General features: G+C 73.5%; 17 protein-coding genes. 7 read left to right on the top strand and 10 right to left on the bottom strand.

Going from position 1 to position 16,365, the window contains the following annotated elements; all coding sequences use genetic code 11:
* Positions 1 to 28: 28 nt before the first annotated feature.
* The 3 genes from EEW87_RS08870 to EEW87_RS08880 are packed head-to-tail and all read right to left on the bottom strand — an operon-like array spanning position 29 to position 1,793.
* Positions 29 to 976, bottom strand: coding sequence for an o-succinylbenzoate synthase (locus tag EEW87_RS08870; RefSeq protein ID WP_240341690.1), 948 nt, complete (start codon positions 974 to 976; stop codon positions 29 to 31).
* A gap of 38 nt (positions 977 to 1,014) precedes the next feature.
* Positions 1,015 to 1,422: a VOC family protein gene (locus EEW87_RS08875; protein WP_123092307.1), complete on the bottom strand. Its 408-nt coding sequence runs from the start codon at positions 1,420 to 1,422 to the stop codon at positions 1,015 to 1,017.
* Between the two features lie 29 nt (positions 1,423 to 1,451).
* Positions 1,452 to 1,793: a DUF2200 domain-containing protein gene (locus EEW87_RS08880; RefSeq protein ID WP_123092308.1), complete on the bottom strand. Its 342-nt coding sequence runs from the start codon at positions 1,791 to 1,793 to the stop codon at positions 1,452 to 1,454.
* A 33-nt stretch (positions 1,794 to 1,826) separates the two neighbouring features.
* On the opposite strand from EEW87_RS08880, the gene EEW87_RS08885 reads away from it, so the two are divergent.
* Positions 1,827 to 3,242: an MFS transporter gene (locus tag EEW87_RS08885; protein ID WP_232311889.1), complete on the top strand. Its 1,416-nt coding sequence runs from the start codon at positions 1,827 to 1,829 to the stop codon at positions 3,240 to 3,242.
* On the opposite strand, the gene EEW87_RS08890 is transcribed toward EEW87_RS08885, so the two are convergent.
* A complete protein-coding gene (locus EEW87_RS08890) occupies positions 3,185 to 4,144 on the bottom strand; it encodes a hypothetical protein (RefSeq protein ID WP_148041586.1) in 960 nt (319 codons plus the stop codon). The two genes, EEW87_RS08885 and EEW87_RS08890, sit on opposite strands and share 58 nt — an antisense overlap.
* Positions 4,145 to 4,287: 143 nt before the next feature.
* Between EEW87_RS08890 and EEW87_RS08895 the strand changes: the two genes are divergently transcribed.
* The 3 genes from EEW87_RS08895 to EEW87_RS08905 all read left to right on the top strand — a co-directional run bounded on the left by EEW87_RS08895 (position 4,288) and on the right by EEW87_RS08905 (position 7,582).
* A complete protein-coding gene (locus EEW87_RS08895; protein WP_123092310.1) occupies positions 4,288 to 5,235 on the top strand; it encodes a 1,4-dihydroxy-2-naphthoyl-CoA synthase in 948 nt (315 codons plus the stop codon).
* 285 nt (positions 5,236 to 5,520) lie between these two features.
* Complete coding sequence (locus EEW87_RS08900; protein WP_123092311.1) at positions 5,521 to 6,102, top strand: TMEM165/GDT1 family protein; 582 nt, start codon at positions 5,521 to 5,523, stop codon at positions 6,100 to 6,102.
* A gap of 67 nt (positions 6,103 to 6,169) precedes the next feature.
* Positions 6,170 to 7,582, top strand: a complete 1,413-nt coding sequence (locus EEW87_RS08905; RefSeq protein WP_123092312.1) for a GntP family permease — start codon at positions 6,170 to 6,172, stop codon at positions 7,580 to 7,582.
* A gap of 64 nt (positions 7,583 to 7,646) precedes the next feature.
* Here the strand turns inward: EEW87_RS08905 and EEW87_RS08910 are convergent, their stop codons facing one another.
* Positions 7,647 to 8,120 carry a DoxX family protein gene (locus EEW87_RS08910; RefSeq protein WP_225985117.1) on the bottom strand — a complete coding sequence of 158 codons (474 nt, stop codon included), beginning with the start codon at positions 8,118 to 8,120 and terminating at the stop codon, positions 7,647 to 7,649.
* A gap of 82 nt (positions 8,121 to 8,202) precedes the next feature.
* Here EEW87_RS08910 and menE point away from each other — a divergent pair, with 82 nt between their 5' ends.
* Genes menE through EEW87_RS08925 form a run of 3 tightly spaced genes read left to right on the top strand, consistent with a single transcriptional unit; the run spans position 8,203 to position 11,570 of the window.
* Positions 8,203 to 9,387 carry an o-succinylbenzoate--CoA ligase gene (menE, locus tag EEW87_RS08915; RefSeq protein ID WP_240341572.1) on the top strand — a complete coding sequence of 395 codons (1,185 nt, stop codon included), beginning with the start codon at positions 8,203 to 8,205 and terminating at the stop codon, positions 9,385 to 9,387.
* A gap of 38 nt (positions 9,388 to 9,425) precedes the next feature.
* On the top strand, positions 9,426 to 10,295 hold the full coding sequence (locus tag EEW87_RS08920) for a 1,4-dihydroxy-2-naphthoate polyprenyltransferase (protein WP_123092314.1): 870 nt from the start codon (positions 9,426 to 9,428) through the stop codon (positions 10,293 to 10,295).
* Positions 10,296 to 10,313: 18 nt separating this feature from the next.
* On the top strand, positions 10,314 to 11,570 hold the full coding sequence (locus EEW87_RS08925) for a PQQ-dependent sugar dehydrogenase (RefSeq protein WP_123092315.1): 1,257 nt from the start codon (positions 10,314 to 10,316) through the stop codon (positions 11,568 to 11,570).
* Between the two features lie 115 nt (positions 11,571 to 11,685).
* Here the strand turns inward: EEW87_RS08925 and EEW87_RS08930 are convergent, their stop codons facing one another.
* The 5 genes from EEW87_RS08930 to EEW87_RS08950 all read right to left on the bottom strand — a co-directional run bounded on the left by EEW87_RS08930 (position 11,686) and on the right by EEW87_RS08950 (position 16,360).
* Positions 11,686 to 12,579, bottom strand: a complete 894-nt coding sequence (locus tag EEW87_RS08930) for a DUF6226 family protein (protein ID WP_148041587.1) — start codon at positions 12,577 to 12,579, stop codon at positions 11,686 to 11,688.
* Between the two features lie 70 nt (positions 12,580 to 12,649).
* The gene (locus tag EEW87_RS08935) at positions 12,650 to 12,949 is read right to left on the bottom strand and encodes a DUF4229 domain-containing protein (protein WP_123092317.1); all 300 of its coding nucleotides are present in this window, start codon (positions 12,947 to 12,949) and stop codon (positions 12,650 to 12,652) included.
* On the bottom strand, positions 12,949 to 13,986 hold the full coding sequence (gene ccsB, locus EEW87_RS08940) for a c-type cytochrome biogenesis protein CcsB (RefSeq protein ID WP_123092318.1): 1,038 nt from the start codon (positions 13,984 to 13,986) through the stop codon (positions 12,949 to 12,951). Before ccsB ends, EEW87_RS08935 begins: the two co-directional genes overlap by 1 nt.
* A complete protein-coding gene (resB, locus tag EEW87_RS08945) occupies positions 13,983 to 15,623 on the bottom strand; it encodes a cytochrome c biogenesis protein ResB (protein WP_240341573.1) in 1,641 nt (546 codons plus the stop codon). Before resB ends, ccsB begins: the two co-directional genes overlap by 4 nt.
* Positions 15,620 to 16,360 (bottom strand): cytochrome c biogenesis CcdA family protein, encoded by a 741-nt coding sequence (locus tag EEW87_RS08950; protein ID WP_068276782.1) that lies wholly within the window; start codon positions 16,358 to 16,360, stop codon positions 15,620 to 15,622. The genes resB and EEW87_RS08950 overlap by 4 nt, the downstream gene beginning before the upstream one ends.
* Between the last annotated feature and the right edge of the window lie 5 nt (positions 16,361 to 16,365).

Consider the following 16,365-nt stretch of genomic DNA (forward strand, 5'->3'; position numbering starts at 1 on the left):
GTCCGGGGCCCGGGTGTGGACGGGCGCGTCAGAGGTGGGCGTGCGCGGCGCGCAGCCGCTCGCGCCACCACCGCACCCGCTCTGCGGGTGCCTCGTGGTCGTCGAGCAGGGCCTCGTCGACCTCGACCGGGCGCACCGGCACGTCGCCCCCGACCGGGACGAGAGGGTCGCGCGTGACGTCGCCGGCGAGCAGGCCGACGGTGCCGAGACCGCAGGCGTGGGGCAGCTCCGGCAGCGCAGCCGCGAGGGCGACGCCCGCCCGGATCCCGACGCTCGTGTCGAGGGCGGAGGAGACGACCGCGGGCAGGCCGCACGCGTCGACGACCTCGAGCGCGCGGGCGACGCCACCGAGGGGGGCGACCTTGACGACGACGACGTCGGCGGCCTCCTCGCGGGCGACCCGCAGGGGGTCCTCGGCCTTGCGGATGGACTCGTCGGCGGCGACCCGGACGTCGACCCCGGCGCGGGCGAGCCCGAGACGGACGGCCCGCAGGCCCTCGACGTCGGCGCACGGCTGCTCGACGTACTCGAGACCGAAGGGGGCGAGCGCGGCGACGGCATCGAGCGCCTGGTCCACCGACCACCCGCCGTTGGCGTCGACCCGCACGGCGGCGGCCGGGCCCATCGCGTCGCGGACCGCGGCGACCCGCTCGACGTCGTCGGCGAGGGTCTGCCCGCGCTCGGCGACCTTGATCTTCGCCGTCGTGCACCCGTCGAAGCGGGCGAGCACCTCGGGCACCCGCTCGGGCCCGACGGCGGGCACGGTCGCGTTGCACGGCACCTCGTCACGGACCGGCGGGGGCCAGCCCCGCCACCCGGCCTCGACCGCCGCGGCCAGCCAGCGCGAGGTCTCCTGGGGGCCGTACTCGACGAAGGGGGAGAGCTCGGCCCACCCCTTCGGCCCCCGCAGCAGCGCGGCCTCGCGCACGTCGACGCCCCGGAAGCGCACGCGCATCGGGATCGAGACGACGCGCATCCCCTCGAGGAGCTCGTCGACCCCGGGGGTCTGCGGGCTCACCGGTCGCGGCGGGAGAGGACGCAGAACTCGTTGCCCTCGGGGTCGGCGAGGACGGTCCACGTGACGTCACCGCTCTGGCCGACGTCGACCTGGGTCGCACCCCGCTCGACCAGTGCCGCGATCTCGGCGTCACGGTCCTGGCTGAGGTGCGGTGCGAGGTCGATGTGCAGGCGGTTCTTCACCGTCTTCGCCTCCGGCACGGGCACGAAGACGAGGGAGGGACGCTGGGCCAGCCAGGCGTCGAGGTCCTCGACCGGGTGCTCCTCCTCCTCGGGGTCCGCGGCGATCGCGACCTCGTGCTCGTCCTCGTAGACGACGTGCCAGTCGAGGGTCTGCGCCCACCAGCGCGAGAGCGAGGCGATGTCGGTGGCGTCGACGACGAGGGTGTACCAGGCGAGGGTCATGCCAGCACGCTAGCGGCGGCCGGGGCGCCTCAGCTCCGCAGGACCTTCTCCATCGGGCGTCCCTTGGCGAGCTCGTCGACGAGCTTGTCGAGGTAGCGCACCTGGCGCATCAGCGGGTCCTCGACCTCCTGCACCTTGACCCCGCAGACGGAGCCGGTGATGAGGGCTACGCCCGGGTTGAGCTCGGCCTGGGCGAAGAAGTCCTCGAAGGTCGTGCCGGCCTCGAGGTGCGCGCGCAGCTGGGCGCCGTCGAAGCCGGTCAGCCAGCGGATGACCTCGTCGACCTCGGCCTGGGTCCGGCCCTTGCGCTCGACCTTCGTCACGTAGTGCGGGTAGACCGACGCCACGCTCGTCGTGTAGATCCGGTGCACACCCCCAGGGTAGGACGGCGCACACTGTCTGTCGTGCCCGTCTCTCCCGCTCCTGCCGAGGGGATCTTCGGCACCACGTACCGCACGAGCAGCATCGGCGCCTTCGCGCTCATCGCCATCGCCGCCTTCGAGGCCCTCGCCGTCACCACGGTGATGCCGACGCTCGCCCGCGAGCTCGACGGCCTCTCGCTGTACGCCCTCGCCTTCTCGGCGCCCCTGGCGTCCGGCGTCATCGGCATGGTGGCCGCCGGCCAGTGGAGCGACCGCCATGGACCGCGCCGGGCGCTCGAGGTCGCGATCGTCACCTTCTCGCTCGGTCTGCTCGTGTGCGGTCTCGCGCCGGCGATGGAGCTCTTCGTCGTCGGTCGGCTGCTGCAGGGGCTGGGCAGCGGGGCGCTCATCGCCGCGCTGTACGTCGTCGTCGGCGAGGTCTACCCCGCCGACCTGCAGCCCTCGCTCTTCGCGAGCTTCGCCGCCGCATGGGTGCTGCCTGCGCTCTTCGGCCCGGCCCTGGCCGCGGTCGTCGCCGACGTCGCGGGGTGGCGGTGGGTCTTCTTGTCCGTCATCGTCCTCGTCGCGCTCGCGACCGTCTTCGTCGTGCCCGCGCTGCGCATGCTGCGACCCCGCTCGGCCACCGAGGTCGAGGCCGCTGCCGCCGCGCCGGCCCGGCGCGGCCTGCTGCTGTGGGCGACGGTCGCCGCCGTCGCCGCGCTGGCGCTCGAGCTGCTCGGCTCGCTGCCGGGGCTGCGCGCGGCGCTGGCGGCGGTGCCTCTCGTCGTCCTCGTCCTCGCCCTGCGCCCGCTCCTGCCGGGCGGTTCCCTCACCGGGCGCCGTGGGCTGCCGTCGGTCATCGCCGTGCGCGGGCTGCTGTCGGCGTCCTTCTTCTGCGCCGAGTCCTACATCGTCTTCGTCCTGCAGGAGCAGTGGCAGGTCACGGCCGTGCGCGCGGGTCTCGCGCTCACGGTCGTCGGGGTCGTGTGGGCGACCGCCAGCCAGGTGCAAGCCCGGCTGCGGGCACGGCTCGACGACACCACGGTCATGTCGATCGGCTCGGCAGTGCTCCTCGCTGGCGTGCTCGTCCTGCTCCTCGCCGTCGTCCTCGACGTGCACCCCGTGCTCGCGGCCGCGGGCTACGCGCTCGGCGGGGCGGGCATGGGCTTCGCCTACCCCCGCACCGGTGTCGCCACGCTCGCGGCGTCCTCCGACGCCGACCGCGGCTTCAACTCCTCCGCGCTGACGATCTCGGACTCGCTCGGCGGGGCCGTCGCGCTGTCGATCAGCGGCGCGATCTTCGCCGCGGCGGAGCGCGGCGACAGCGACCCCTTCTCGGCGGTCTTCGCCCTCGCGGTCCTCCTCGCCGTGGGAGCGGCCGTCGTCGCCCGCCGGACCGGCTACCGCGCACCGGTCGCGCCCGACCCCGCGGCGAGCCGCACCGCCCGGTCGCGGTAGACGACGAGATCGCTGCGGAAGCAGGACAGCAGCAGCGCGGGGTCGCCGAGGACGTACACGTCCGGCACCTCCGTCGGTCGTCGGCCGTGCGGCCACCCCGACCCGCCGACCAGCGTCGCCAGCCGGCGTGACCGGTCGGAGGGGTAGCCGGAGACGCCGACACCGCGCAGGATGCTGCGCATCGGGTGGCCGAGGGTCGGCGCGCCGAGCGCGCTCGCCTTCGCCGCGCAGTGCACGACCGCGGCGGCGACCTGCTCGGGCAGCGCGCCGTGCCACGCCTCGAAGGCTCCCGCTCCTGCCGCCCGCACGAGCAGCCGGCGGCAGGCCGTGAGCAGCTCCGGCCCGACGAGCTGGTGGCCGAAGGCGCCCTGCACGTGCTCGTCGACGAGACGTGCCCGCTCGCGCGCCCAGCCGGGCACGGCGCCGAGGTCGAGGTCCTCGACGGGCAGCGGCTCGTCGTCGAGAGCGGCGAGCGCGGCCTCGCCGCCGACGACACGGGCGAGCCAGTCGAGCATCGCCTGCTCGGGCTCCTCCCGGACCACGACTGTGCGCGGCGGCTCGCGACGCAGCACCCCTCGAGCCTGCAGCTCGTGCGCCGCGCACTCGTAGCCGCTGCCCCCGACCGGCCCCTTGCGCACGTCGATCAGGTGGCCGTCGAGCAGGACGACCTCGGTGATCATGCCGCGGTCGTCGCCGAAGCCTCCCCCGCCGCCGTACTGCTCGGCGAGCGGGTAGCTGACGATCCCGGAGAGGCAGTCGTCGCACAGGCACCGGCCACCGCTCCCGCCCCCGACCTCGCCCGGCGGCCCGCCCCACCCGTCACCCAGCCAGCCGTCGCTCGCCCGCACCTCGCCCCCGTCGCCCTCGTCGCCGCCCACGGCCCGCAACCACCGCTGTCCCATCTCTCCTCCTCGCTCCCCCGGGGCCCGTCCCCGCCGACCCAGGACACCGCGGACGAGGAGGGGGCGGCACCCCCTTCGCCCGGGGTGTGGACGCGGACCGAGGTGACGCCGGGGCTGTGGACGACGCACGTAGGCTCACCCCCGTGAGTGCACTGGACGGCGTGAGTCAGACCTTCGACCCGCAGGCGTGGCAGGAGGTCGAGGGCTTCGAGGACCTCACCGACGTCACGTACCACCGGGCCCGCGACCTCGGGTGCGTGCGCATCGCCTTCGACCGGCCCGAGGTGCTCAACGCCTTCCGCCCGCACACCGTCGACGAGCTCTACCGCACCCTCGACCACGCGCGCCGCTCCGCCGACGTCGGCGTCGTCCTGCTCACCGGCAACGGCCCCACCCCGCGCGAGGGCAGCAGCGCGACGACGCAGGGCTGGTCCTTCTGCACCGGGGGCGACCAGCGCATCCGCGGGCGGTCGGGATACCAGTACGCCGACGGCGAGAGCGCCGAGAGCGTCGACGAGCGCCGGGTCAAGGCCGAAGGGGGACGCCTGCACATCCTCGAGGTGCAGCGCCTCATCCGCACGATGCCGAAGGTCGTCATCGCGCTCGTCAACGGGTGGGCCGCCGGCGGCGGGCACTCTCTCCACGTCGTGTGCGACATGACCCTGGCCAGCCGCGAGCACGCGCGCTTCAAGCAGACCGACGCCGACGTCGGCTCCTTCGACGGCGGCTACGGCAGCGCCTACCTCGCGCGCCAGATCGGGCAGAAGCGGGCCCGCGAGGTCTTCTTCCTCGGCGAGGCGTACACCGCGCAGGAGATGCACGAGATGGGCGCGGTCAACCGCGTCTACGACCACGCCGAGCTCGAGCGCGAGGCGCTCGGCGTCGCCCGGACGATCATGGGCAAGAGCCCGCAGGCGATCCGGATGCTCAAGTTCGCCTTCAACCTGCCCGACGACGGGCTCATGGGCCAGCAGGTCTTCGCCGGCGAGACGACGCGCCTGGCGTACATGACCGACGAGGCCGTCGAGGGTCGCGACCAGTTCCTGCAGAAGCGCGAGCCCGACTGGTCGCCCTTCCCCTGGTACTTCTGAGGTCCGCGCCCACCGACCGAGACGGGTGGTCGGGGCTGTCCCTCGTCCCGTCTACACTGGTGGCCATCGAGAGGGAGTAGTCCTCAACGGTCGTGTCGACACACTGCCGCCCAGCCTCACCGCTGAGCGACCGGCACGGCAGGCCACGGGTCACCGTGGCGGACGAGACTTTCGACCAGCACGAGTCGTGCGCCCGCACCCGGGTGCGCGCCGCCACCGTGCCTGGTCGAGCCGTCCTCCCCCGAGCCGGTCGTCCGGGCACCTGAGCCAGACAGGTCCTTCCCCGTGTACGCCTTCCTCCTCTCCACCGCGGTGATCTTCGTCGCCGAGCTCGGTGACAAGTCCCAGCTCATGGCGATGACCTTCGCCACCCGATACCGCGCACGCGACGTCATCCTCGCCATCACCGCCGCGACGGCGATCGTCCACCTCGCCTCCGTCGCCATCGGCTTCTGGGTCGGCACCGCCTTCGCCGACTACCAGGACTGGATCGCGATCATCGCCGGCATCGCCTTCGTGGTCTTCGGCCTGTGGACGCTGCGCGGCGACGAGCTCACCGACGAGGAGGCCGCCAAGGCCCGCAAGGCCAAGGGCGCGGCGATCCTCGCCGTCGGCATGGCCTTCTTCCTCGCCGAGCTCGGCGACAAGACGATGCTCGCGACGATCACCCTGGCCACCCAGCACGGCTGGTTCGGCACGTGGGTCGGCTCGACCCTCGGCATGGTCGCGGCGGACGCCCTGGCCATCGGCGTCGGCGCTGTCCTCGGCCGCAAGCTGCCCGAGCGCACCATCAAGATCGGCGCGGCCGTCCTCTTCTTCCTCTTCGGCGCGATCCTCATCGCCGAGGGCCTGGGCTGGATCGGGTGAGCCCGGCCCGCCCCGTCGCCGCGGGTGCCGCCGCGTGATCGCGGTCACGCCCCTCTAGGCTGCACGGATGGACGTCCTGCACGCAGCCATCGCCATCGCGCTGGCGATCCTCCTCATCATCCGCTTCAAGGTCGACCCGGTGATCTCGCTGGTGCTGTCCTCGCTCTACCTCGGCCTCGCGGCCGGGGTCGGGCTCGAGGGGACGGTCGCCGGCATCACCGGGGGCTTCGGCGAGATCATGGCCGAGGTCGGACTGCTCATCGGCTTCGGCGTCCTCATCGGGTCGTTGCTCTCGGCGACCGGCACCTTCCGCACCCTCGTCGAGATCATCGCGCGCCGGGTCGGCGGCAAGCTGCCGTACGCCATGGCGGGCGTGCTGTCGACGATCTTCCCGAGCATCTACGTCGACGTGCAGGTCGTCCTCGCCTCGCCGATGGCGCGCCAGGCCGCCCCCGTCGTCGACCGGACGAAGGGCCTGCCCTGGCTCGCCGGGTCGATCGGCATCGGCATCTTCGCCGGGTACGTCTTCGTCGTCCCCGGCCTCGCCGCGGTCGCCGTCGCCGGCCTGCTCAAGCTGCCGCTGGGCCGCTACCTCGTCTTCGGCCTGCCGCTGGGCATCCTCACGGCGCTCGTCACCGCGTGGCTCTTCCGCCAGCTGCTGACGCGCACCCGCTACTGGGACCCCTACACCGACATCGACGAGGACGAGCTGGAGCACCCCGACCACCCGCGGCACGAGGAGTTCCTCACCAGCCGCACGGTGGACGACCGTCAGGCGGCGAGCGCCGAGGGCGACGAGCACGCCATCCCCGCCCGCGCCGCCGGGCTGCCCCTCGGGGTCCGGCTGCTGCCGATCCTCGTCCCGCTCGTCCTCATCGCCTTCGGCGCCTTCGCGGACCTGCTCGAGTTCTCCAACGGCGTCATCGCCTTCCTCGGCGACGCGAACATCGCCCTCTTCATCGGGCTCGTCATCGCCTTCGTCCTCGCCCGCTGGGCCCTGGGCACCGACAGCACCGGCGAGGCGCTGTCCTCCGGATTCCGCACCACCGGCGAGATCCTGCTCATCACCGGCATCGGCGGCTCGCTCGGCGCGATCATCACCGAGACCGGCCTCGGCGACACGCTCAAGGAGCTCTTCTCCGCCGACTCCGGCGCCCCGGCTCTCGTGAGCATCCTCCTCGCGTGGTTCGTCGCCGCGGTGCTGCACTTCGCCATCGGCTCGGTGTCGGTCGGCGCGATCACGGCGGCCGGCATCATCGGCCCGGTCGTCGCGAGCACCGGGGTCGACCCGGTGGTCATCGCCCTGGCGATCGCCTCGGGCGCGATGTTCGCGCTGCACGTCAACAGCAACTTCTTCTGGATGTTCAAGTCGCTGCTCGGCCTGTCGACGAAGGGGGCGCTGAAGACCCTGACGATGGCGACCTCCCTCGGCGCGGTCGTCTCGCTGCCGGTCGTCCTCGTCCTCGGCCTCGTCCTGTAAGGACCGCCCCGGACGCACCGACGCCCCCTGCTCCGCATCGGAGCAGGGGGCGTCGTCGTGCCGGTCAGGCCGAGACCATCTCCCGGGCCCGCTCCGGGGAGCGACGACGGGCGAAGGGGGCGTCGAGCGACCACGCGCCCGGTCCGGTGAGGACGAGGGTGAGCGCCATGGCGGCGAGCACGAGGACGAGCTCGCACCCTCCGTCGGCGGCGTAGAAGCCGGCCGACCAGTGGACGATCGCGATCGCGCCCACGCTCACGACGACGACCGCCGCGGCCGCCACCCGGGTGGCCAGGCCGAGGACGAGCAGCACCCCGCCGACGAGCTCGACGAGCATCGTCGCCGGGCCGGCGACCTGCGCCTGCGGCACACCCATCTGGTCGAACATGCCGCCGACGCCCTCGAGACCGGGGCCGGTGAGCTTCTGCCAGCCGTGGGCGAACATCGTCACACCGAGGACGGCGCGCAGGACGAGCAGCGCGGGGTCGAGCAGGACGCGGTTCGTGGAGAGGCTCCTTCGTGTCAGTTGTAAGGACAACCGAGACCGTCGCACCCCCACCTGAGCATCCCCTGGACGGTCCACCTGCTGAGCCCGGGCTGCCGTCGGCCAGGATGGACCGGTGCCCACCGTGATCACCGACCTGCCGATCCCGCCCGGGGACGGAGCCCTCGAGGCGCTGCCCGCGCTCGAGCGTGCCCTCGCCGGCGGGGCCCCCGTGCGGCCGCACGCCCCCGACGCGCCCCCGGCATCGCTCCCCGCGCACGACGGCCCGCTGCCCGACGACCTCGCCGTCGTCGTGAGCACCTCGGGCTCGACCGGCACCCCGAAGCCCGCGATGCTCGGGACCCAGGCCCTCGCCGCGAGCGCCGCCGCCACCCACGACCGGCTCGGCGGGCCCGGCCAGTGGCTCCTCGCCCTCCCCCCGCACCACGTCGCCGGTCTGCAGGTCCTCCTGCGCTCCGTGCACGCCGGCACGCGGCCCGTCCTCACGGACCCGGCGCTCACCCCCTTCGCCCTCGTCCAGGCCGTCGCCGCGATGAGCGGCGAGCGTCGCTACGCCTCGCTCGTCCCTGCCCAGCTGACGGCCATGGCCACCGACCCGGTCGGCATCGAGGGGCTGCGCCGGCTCGACGCCGTGCTCGTCGGCGGGGCCGCCGCCGACCCCCAGGTCGTCGCCCGGGCCCGCGAGGACGGGGTGCGCGTCGTGCTCACCTACGGCATGAGCGAGACGTGCGGCGGCTGCGTCTACGACGGGCGTGCCCTGAGCGGGGTGGCCGTCGACGTCGGCCCGAGCGGCACGCTCCTGCTCGGCGGGCCGGTCGTCGCCCACGGCTACCTCGGGATGCCCGAGCTCACCGCCGAGCAGTTCGTCCAGCGCGACGGCATGCGGTGGTTCGTCACGAGCGACCTCGGCTCGGTCGACGAGCGCGGCGTCGTCAGCGTGCTCGGCCGGGCCGACGACCTCATCAACTCCGGCGGCCTCAAGGTCGCCCCGCGCGTCGTCGAGGAGGGCGTCCTCGCGCACGTCCCGGCGATCACCGCCGCCCTCGCGGTCGGCGTGCCGCACGAGCGGTGGGGCGAAGGGGTGGCCCTCCTCGTCGTCACCTCGCCCGGCGGTCCGCCGGTCGGCGAGGTGCCGCACGAGGGGGTCGGGCAGATCCGCGAGATGCTGCGTCCCCACCTGCCCGCGCACGCGCTCCCCCACCGGGTGCGCGTCGTCGCCGAGCTGCCCACCCGCGGGCCGGGCAAGCCCGACCGCGCCGCGGCGAGGGACCTGCTCGGCGGGGCCTCGGGGCCTTCGTAGGATGGGGCGGCACACTCCCCTTCGCTGAATCGAGCTCGATGGCCTCCCTCGCACAGTGGGTCGCTGGCGCCCGCCCGCGCACCCTGCCCGCCGCCACCGCCCCCGTGATCGTCGGCACGGCGGCCGCTGCCGCCATCGGCGAGAGCGACCTCGCGCTGGCCGTCCTGGCCCTCGTCGTCGCGCTCAGCCTGCAGATCGGCGTCAACTACGCCAACGACTACAGCGACGGGATCCGCGGCACGGACGAGGAGCGGGTCGGGCCGGTGCGGCTCGTCGGGCAGCGCCTGGCGGACCCGGAGAACGTCAAGCTCATGGCCTTCGCCTTCTTCGGCTGCGGGGCGCTGGCCGGGCTGGCGCTCGTGGCGCTCGCCCAGACGTGGGTCCTCATCCCGCTCGGCGCGCTCGCGATCCTCGCCGCGTGGCGGTACACCGGGGGCGACAACCCGTACGGGTACCGCGGGCTCGGCGAGATCTACGTCTTCGTCTTCTTCGGGCTCATGGCCACGCTCGGCACTCAGTACACGCAGGCCCACGAGATCACCGTCGTCGGGGTGCTCGGCGCCGTCGCGGCGGGCTCGCTGTCGAGCGCGATCCTCGTGGCGAACAACCTGCGCGACATCCCCACCGACATCGAGTCGGGCAAGCGCACGCTCGCCGTGCGCCTCGGCGACGACGGCACCCGCGTGCTCTACCTCGCCCTCGTCGGCGTCGCGGCGGTCTGCACGCTGGCGATGGCGATCTGGCACGTCTTCGCCCCGGTCGCGCTGCTCGGCTTCCTCGTCCTGCTGCCCGGCATCCGGGCGATCACCGGCGGGGCGACGGGCCGCGCGCTCGTGCCCGCCATCGGCACGACCGGGCTCGCGCTGCTCGCATGGTCGGTGCTGCTCGCCTACCCGCTGGCTCGCTGAGGACGGCAGGCTAGGGGCATGTCCCCTCGCCCCGCCGCCCTGGCCGCCGCCGCCCTGCTCGCCTCCGCCGGCCTCGCGGGCTGCTCCTCGGACACGCCGTCGCGGGGCGGGTCGGGTTCGACGACCGTCCCGACTGCCTCGTCGGGCTCGAGTGGGTCGGGCGGGTCCGGGTCCGAAGGGGGCGGCGGAGGTCTGCAGGTCGACGTCGTCGCCGAGGGCCTGGCCAACCCGTGGGACATCGCCTTCCTGCCCGACGGGGGCGCGGTCGTCACCGAGCGCTCCGGCGAGCTGAGCTATCTGCCGAGCCTCGAGCCGGGCACCGAGCCGGTCGCGATCTCCGCGCCGCTCGACGACGTCTACGCGCAGGGCGAAGGGGGCCTCATGGGTCTGGCCCTGCTGCCCGAGCCCGCCCAGGGCTGGGACCAGCCGAAGCTCGTCGCCTGCCTCGCGCACGCCGAGGACGGCGAGCCGGTCGACGTCCGTCTCGTCGAGCTCACCGTCGACGTCGAGAACTCGCGGGCCACCCGCGACCGCGACCTGCTCACCGGGCTCCCGGTCGCCGACGGCGGGCGCCACTCCGGCTGCCGCCCGACCATGGGCGAGGACGGCCTGCTCTACGTCGGGACGGGCGACACCGCCGACCCTGCGGCCCCCCAGGACCGCACGAACCTCGGCGGCAAGGTCCTGCGACTCGACCCGGCGACGGGCGAGCCGGCGGAGGGCAACCCCTTCGCCGACGCCGCCGACGAGGCCGAGCGCTACGTCTACTCCTACGGGCACCGCAACGTGCAGGGCGTCGCACAGCGGCCCGGCACCGAGGAGATCTGGACGGCGGAGCACGGGCCGTCCTTCGACGACGAGGTCAACCGCATCGAGGCGGGGGCGAACTTCGGGTGGGACCCGGCGCAGGGCGGCTCCGTCGACAGCTACGACGAGTCCGTGCCGATGACCGACACCGAGCGCTACCCCGACGCCGTCGCCGCCGCGTGGAGCTCGGGCGAGACGACCGAGGCGATCTGCGGCGCCGCCTTCCTCGAGGGCGAGCAGTGGGGCGAGCGCGAGGGCCTGCTCGCGATCACCGCGCTGCGGGGCGCGAAGCTGCTCCTGCTGAGCATCGGGGACGACGGCTCGGTCGACGAGGTCGAGATCCCGCAGGACCTCGTCGACGACTTCGGGAGACTTCGAGCCGCCCGCACCGCCCCCGACGGCGCGCTGTACGTGACGACGAGCAACGGAGAGGACGACAAGGTCCTGCGCATCACCCCGGAGTCCTGAGGGCTCGCTGGTCGAGGTGCGACGGGCGCTCGCTGGTCGAGGTGCGACGGGCGCTCGCTGGTCGAGGTGCGACGGGCGCTCAGCGCCCGAGCCTCGAGACCACCGGCCCCCTTCGCTACTCCCGGATCCGCACGACGAAGTGCCCAGCGCGGCGAAGGGCGTCCGCCTCCTCGTCAGACAGCGGCGGCCCAGGCCCCACGAGCTCCCTGGGCGGGAGCTCGGACGGCCCCTCCACCCAGGCACGCCGAGCCGGGAGGACCCCGCCTGGCAGGTGGTGCGGACCAGTCGTGACGGCGGCGCAGAAGAGGTCGTCGACCTCGTCGAGCAGGTGCTCCGACCCGTCGTCGCACGCATCGCACCCGCACTGGGGCAGGCTGCCGATCACGCTGTCAGGCTCACCGACCGCGACCATCACACCCGGCACCGGCGGGTCCTCGTCCTTCCACGCCGTGTGCCGCTCGATGACGAAGAACGGTGCCGTACCCGGGGTGATCGACGCGAGCCGGACGCCACGGGCCCGGCGGGCGTCCCCTGGGGCTGCTCCCAGCCCTTCGGCCGACATCTCATCCGACCTCACCCCGTCGAGTTCGCAGAGCACCTCGACCCACAGCCTCGCGCGCTGCAGCAGCACCTCGTGACGCCCCGGGTCGCTCACCCGGCCATACTCCTCGTCCGCCGGTGAGGCGAGATCAGGATGCGGGTCGGGCCAGCTCGGCAGGTCGAGTTGCGCGTACCGCTCGTCGACGACCGCGCGCAGGCCCGTGATGTCCATCGCCCCATGACACCAGAGAGCGGGTCGCAGGGCATGCGGTGCTCTCATGCCCGGCTTGATCGACACGGGCCGGGAGACCCGGGCAGGACCGGGACGTGTTTCGGTCGCCAGCGGGCTTCCCGGCGAAGGACGGGTTTCCCGGTCATGGACGGGTTTCGCGGACCGGACGACCCCGCGCTCCACAAGTGTGCTCGGCGAAGGGGAGACCGGCGGCGCGGGAGTCAGCAGCACCTGCACGCGTCAGCAGGAGCACGTACTGCGGCAAGCGCGACGAGCTGTTGCATGCAGCAGCTCGTCCGAAGGGGGGTCAGCGGAAGGTGTCGCTGTCCGCGTCCTCGGCGTCCTCGTCGCTCACCGCGGGGCGGCGGCGGGAGCGGGTGGGGCGGGACTCCCCTTCGCCCGTCTCCTTCGCGGCCCGACGGGCCTCGATGGAGCGGACCGCGTCGTCGCGGAAGGGGCGCAGGACGAAGAAGCTGACGACCATCGACAGCAGGGCGGCGCCGACGACGAGCCAGGGCTGCTCGGAGCGGTCGCGCAGCCCGGCCAGCCACAGAGCGGCCAGGCAGGCGAGGAAGACGAGCGCGCGCAGCAGGGTGTAGCGGACCATCAGCTCGTGCCCGCGTAGCTGTGCTGACCGATGAAGTAGAAGTTGACGATCGTGTAGTTGATGACGATGCAGGCGAAGCCGGCGAGCGCGATCCACGCGGCGGTGCGGCGGTTCGACCCCTTCGTCACCCGGGCGTGCAGGTAGGCGGCGTAGACGATCCAGATGACGAAGGTCCACACCTCCTTGGGGTCCCAGTTCCAGTACGAGCTCCACGCCTGGCGGGCCCAGATCGCGCCCGCGATGAGGGTGAAGGTCCACATCGGGAAGGCGACGACGTGCATGCCGTAGGACAGGCGCTCGAGACGCGCGGCAGCGGGCAGCTTGGTCCAGAAGGAGCCGGGGCCGGCCTTGTCGCGCACGAGGTAGAGCGCGGCGAGCACGGCGCCGACGATGGACAGGCCGGTCGCGAGGGTCGCGATGGAGACGTGGATGACGAGCCAGTACGAGTCGAGGCTCGGGACGAGCTCGGCGGCCTCGGTGTACCAGATCGTGCCGGCGAGCCACAGCAGCAGCGTCACCGGCGCGAGGACGAAGAGCCCCAGCCAGTGCATGCCGCGACGCAGCGGGCCGATGCAGTAGACGAGCATGGCGAAGAAGGCGCCCGCGACGGAGAACTCGAAGAGGTTGCCCAGCGGCGCCCGGTCGACGGACATGCCGCGCAGCACGAGCGAGACGAGGAGCAGCGCGGTGCCGAGGTAGGACAGGGTGCTGCCGATGCCGGCGCCCTTGCGGGCCCGCTCGGGGTCGCCCTGGGGTGCCGCGGCGTCGTCGACCGTGGTCCCGTCGTCCGCACCCACGGACCCGGTCGCCGGGCTCGTCGCGACCGACCCGCCGGAGACCGCGGCGACGCGCTCGGCGCGCGCACGCGCCCGCTCGGCGGCGGCCTGCTCGTCGGCGTCCAGCGTCTCGTCCTCGCGCTCGGAGGCGGGGACCGCCCCGGCGAGGTAGACGGCGTACGCGATCATCGCCAGGGACAGCACCCCGACGGCCGAGTACAGCGCGTAGTTGGCGTAGGTGGCCAGCACTTCGTTCGTCATGACGTCCTCGATTCTCCCACCGACGCCGGGGTGCGGTCACCCTCGTCGTCGAAGCTGCTGCCGAGCTGGTCGGCCAGGTCGGAGACGACCCGGGCCAGCCGGTCGTCGTCCCCCTTCGTCATCGCGCCGAGATGGAGCACGCTGCGCCCGTCACCGGCGGGCACGACCCGCGCGAAGACGCGGCGGCGCCGCAGCGTGAGCGAGGTGATGAGACCGAGCAGCGCGACGACCGAGCTGCCGAGCACGAGCCCCTTGCCGGGGTCGTGCCGCACGGCGAAGCCCGCGAAGCGGTCCACCCGGTCGAAGGTGATCGAGCCGCGGTCGCCGGGCAGCTGGGCGGTCTCGCCGGGCTGCAGCCACAGCCGCGCGATGTCCTCGCTGTCGTCGTCGGGCGCGACCGGCGTCATCGCCTCGGTGTCGATGCTGAAGACCGACTGCGCCCCGCCCTGCGGGAAGAGCTCGCCCTCGTAGAGGCTCATCGCGAGCGCCGGGTTGCGCAGGTCGGGGAAGATCGAGATCGGGCCGTTCGTGTCGTCGACGACCGCGGTCGGCAGGAAGAGCCCGACGAAGCCGAGCTGCTCGGGCTGGGCCGCGCCGACCTTGATCGCACCGGTCGAGCGATAGCTGCCGTCCTGCGCGAGGAAGGGCGTCGCGCCCCGGTAGATGACCCTGCCGGCGTCGTCCTTGACCGTGACGACGGGCGCGTAGCCGTTGCCGAGGAGGAAGACCGTCGACTCGTCGAGCTCGAGCGGGTGGTTGACCTGCACGGTGTCCTTCTTCATCGCCCCGCCGAGCCGGTCGGCGTAGGTGACCTCGGCCGAGAAGGCGCGCGGCATGCCGATCTGGCTCTGGTGGTCCTCCTCGAAGCGCGCCGACATCTGGTCGACGGTGAGCTCGAAGGGGGTGAGCGAGGACTCGTCGACGAGCGGGCCGGGGGCCCAGGTGTCGTAGCGGGTCACCGTGCTGACGAAGGACTCGCCCTCGGGCACGACGATGTCGGCGCGCCAGCCGTAGAGGTGGCCGATCGCCAGCCCGACGATGAGGGTCAGCAGGGAGCCGTGGAAGGCGAGGTTGCCGATCTCCTTGACGTACCCGGACTCGGCCGAGATCGTCTGGTCGTCGTGCCGGGCCACGCGGTAGCGACGGCGGCGAAGGGCGCTCGCGGCCGCGTCGAGCGCGGCGGGCACGTCCTCGTCGCGCACGACGAGCGCGTCGTGGGCGTCGAGCCGCTCGAGCCGCCGCGGGGTGCGCGGCGGGCGGCCGCGCAGCTGCCGGGCGAGGGTGAGCGTGCGCGGCACGATGCAGCCGACGAGCGAGGTGAAGAGGAGCAGGTAGATCGCCGAGAACCACGGCGAGGAGTACACGTCGAAGGCGTAGAAGCGGTCGAGGACCGGCCCGGCCTCGGGGTGGCGCTGGATCCACGCCGCGGTCTGCGACGGGTCGAGCGAGCGCTGCGGGAACATCGAGCCGGGCACGGCGCCGATGGCGAGCAGGAGGAGCAGGAAGAGCGCGGTCTTCATGCTCGTCAGCTGCCGCCAGGCCCATCGGGCCCATCCGACCGGTCCCAGCCGGGGCTGGGTGACGGGCTGCCCGGACGTCTTCTTCGCGCCGCGGGTCGTGGGGTCGGTCGTCGTCACAGGATCACCTCGAAGCCACTGATCCACCGGGACTGGAGCCACACGGTGATCGTCGTCCACCAGCCGGTGACGAGCAGGACACCCACGGCGAGCAGCAGCAGCCCGCCGACGACCTGGATGGCGCGCAGCCGCGGTCGCAGCCACGCGGAGACCGAGCCCCAGCGCTCGTAGGCGCCGGCGACGAGGACGAAGGGGAGCCCGAGCCCGACGCAGTAGGCGATGGCGAGGACGACGGCGCGGCTGGTGCCGGCGTCGCCGGTCAATGAAAGGGTGAGCACGGCGGCGAGGGTCGGCCCGACGCAGGGCGCCCACCCGAGACCGAAGATCGCGCCGAGGAGCGGGGCGCCGGCCAGGCCCGTGGCCGGCTTGATCGGCAGGCGCACGGTGCGCTGGCTGCCCGCGCCGAGGAAGACGAGCGCCATGACGATGACGACCACCCCGCCGATGCGGGTGAGCAGCTCGCGGTTCTCGACGAGCGCGCGACCCGCGGTCGCGACGAACATCGCGGTGAGCACGAAGACGACGGTGAAGCCGGCGACGAAGAGGACCGCGCCGAGCATCATCCGGCGGGTGGAGCGCCGCTCGAGGGAGACATCGGACAGGCCCGTGACGTAGCCGAGGTAGCCGGGCACGAGCGGGAGCACGCACGGGCTGGCGAAGGAGACGAGCCCGGCGAGCGCCGCGACGAGCGCGGCGAGCGGGAGCGCGCCGCTCTCGACGGCGCCGGACGGATTCATGCCGG

The sequence above is a fragment of the Janibacter melonis genome (assembly GCF_003721155.3).
GTDB lineage: Bacteria > Actinomycetota > Actinomycetes > Actinomycetales > Dermatophilaceae > Marihabitans > Marihabitans melonis.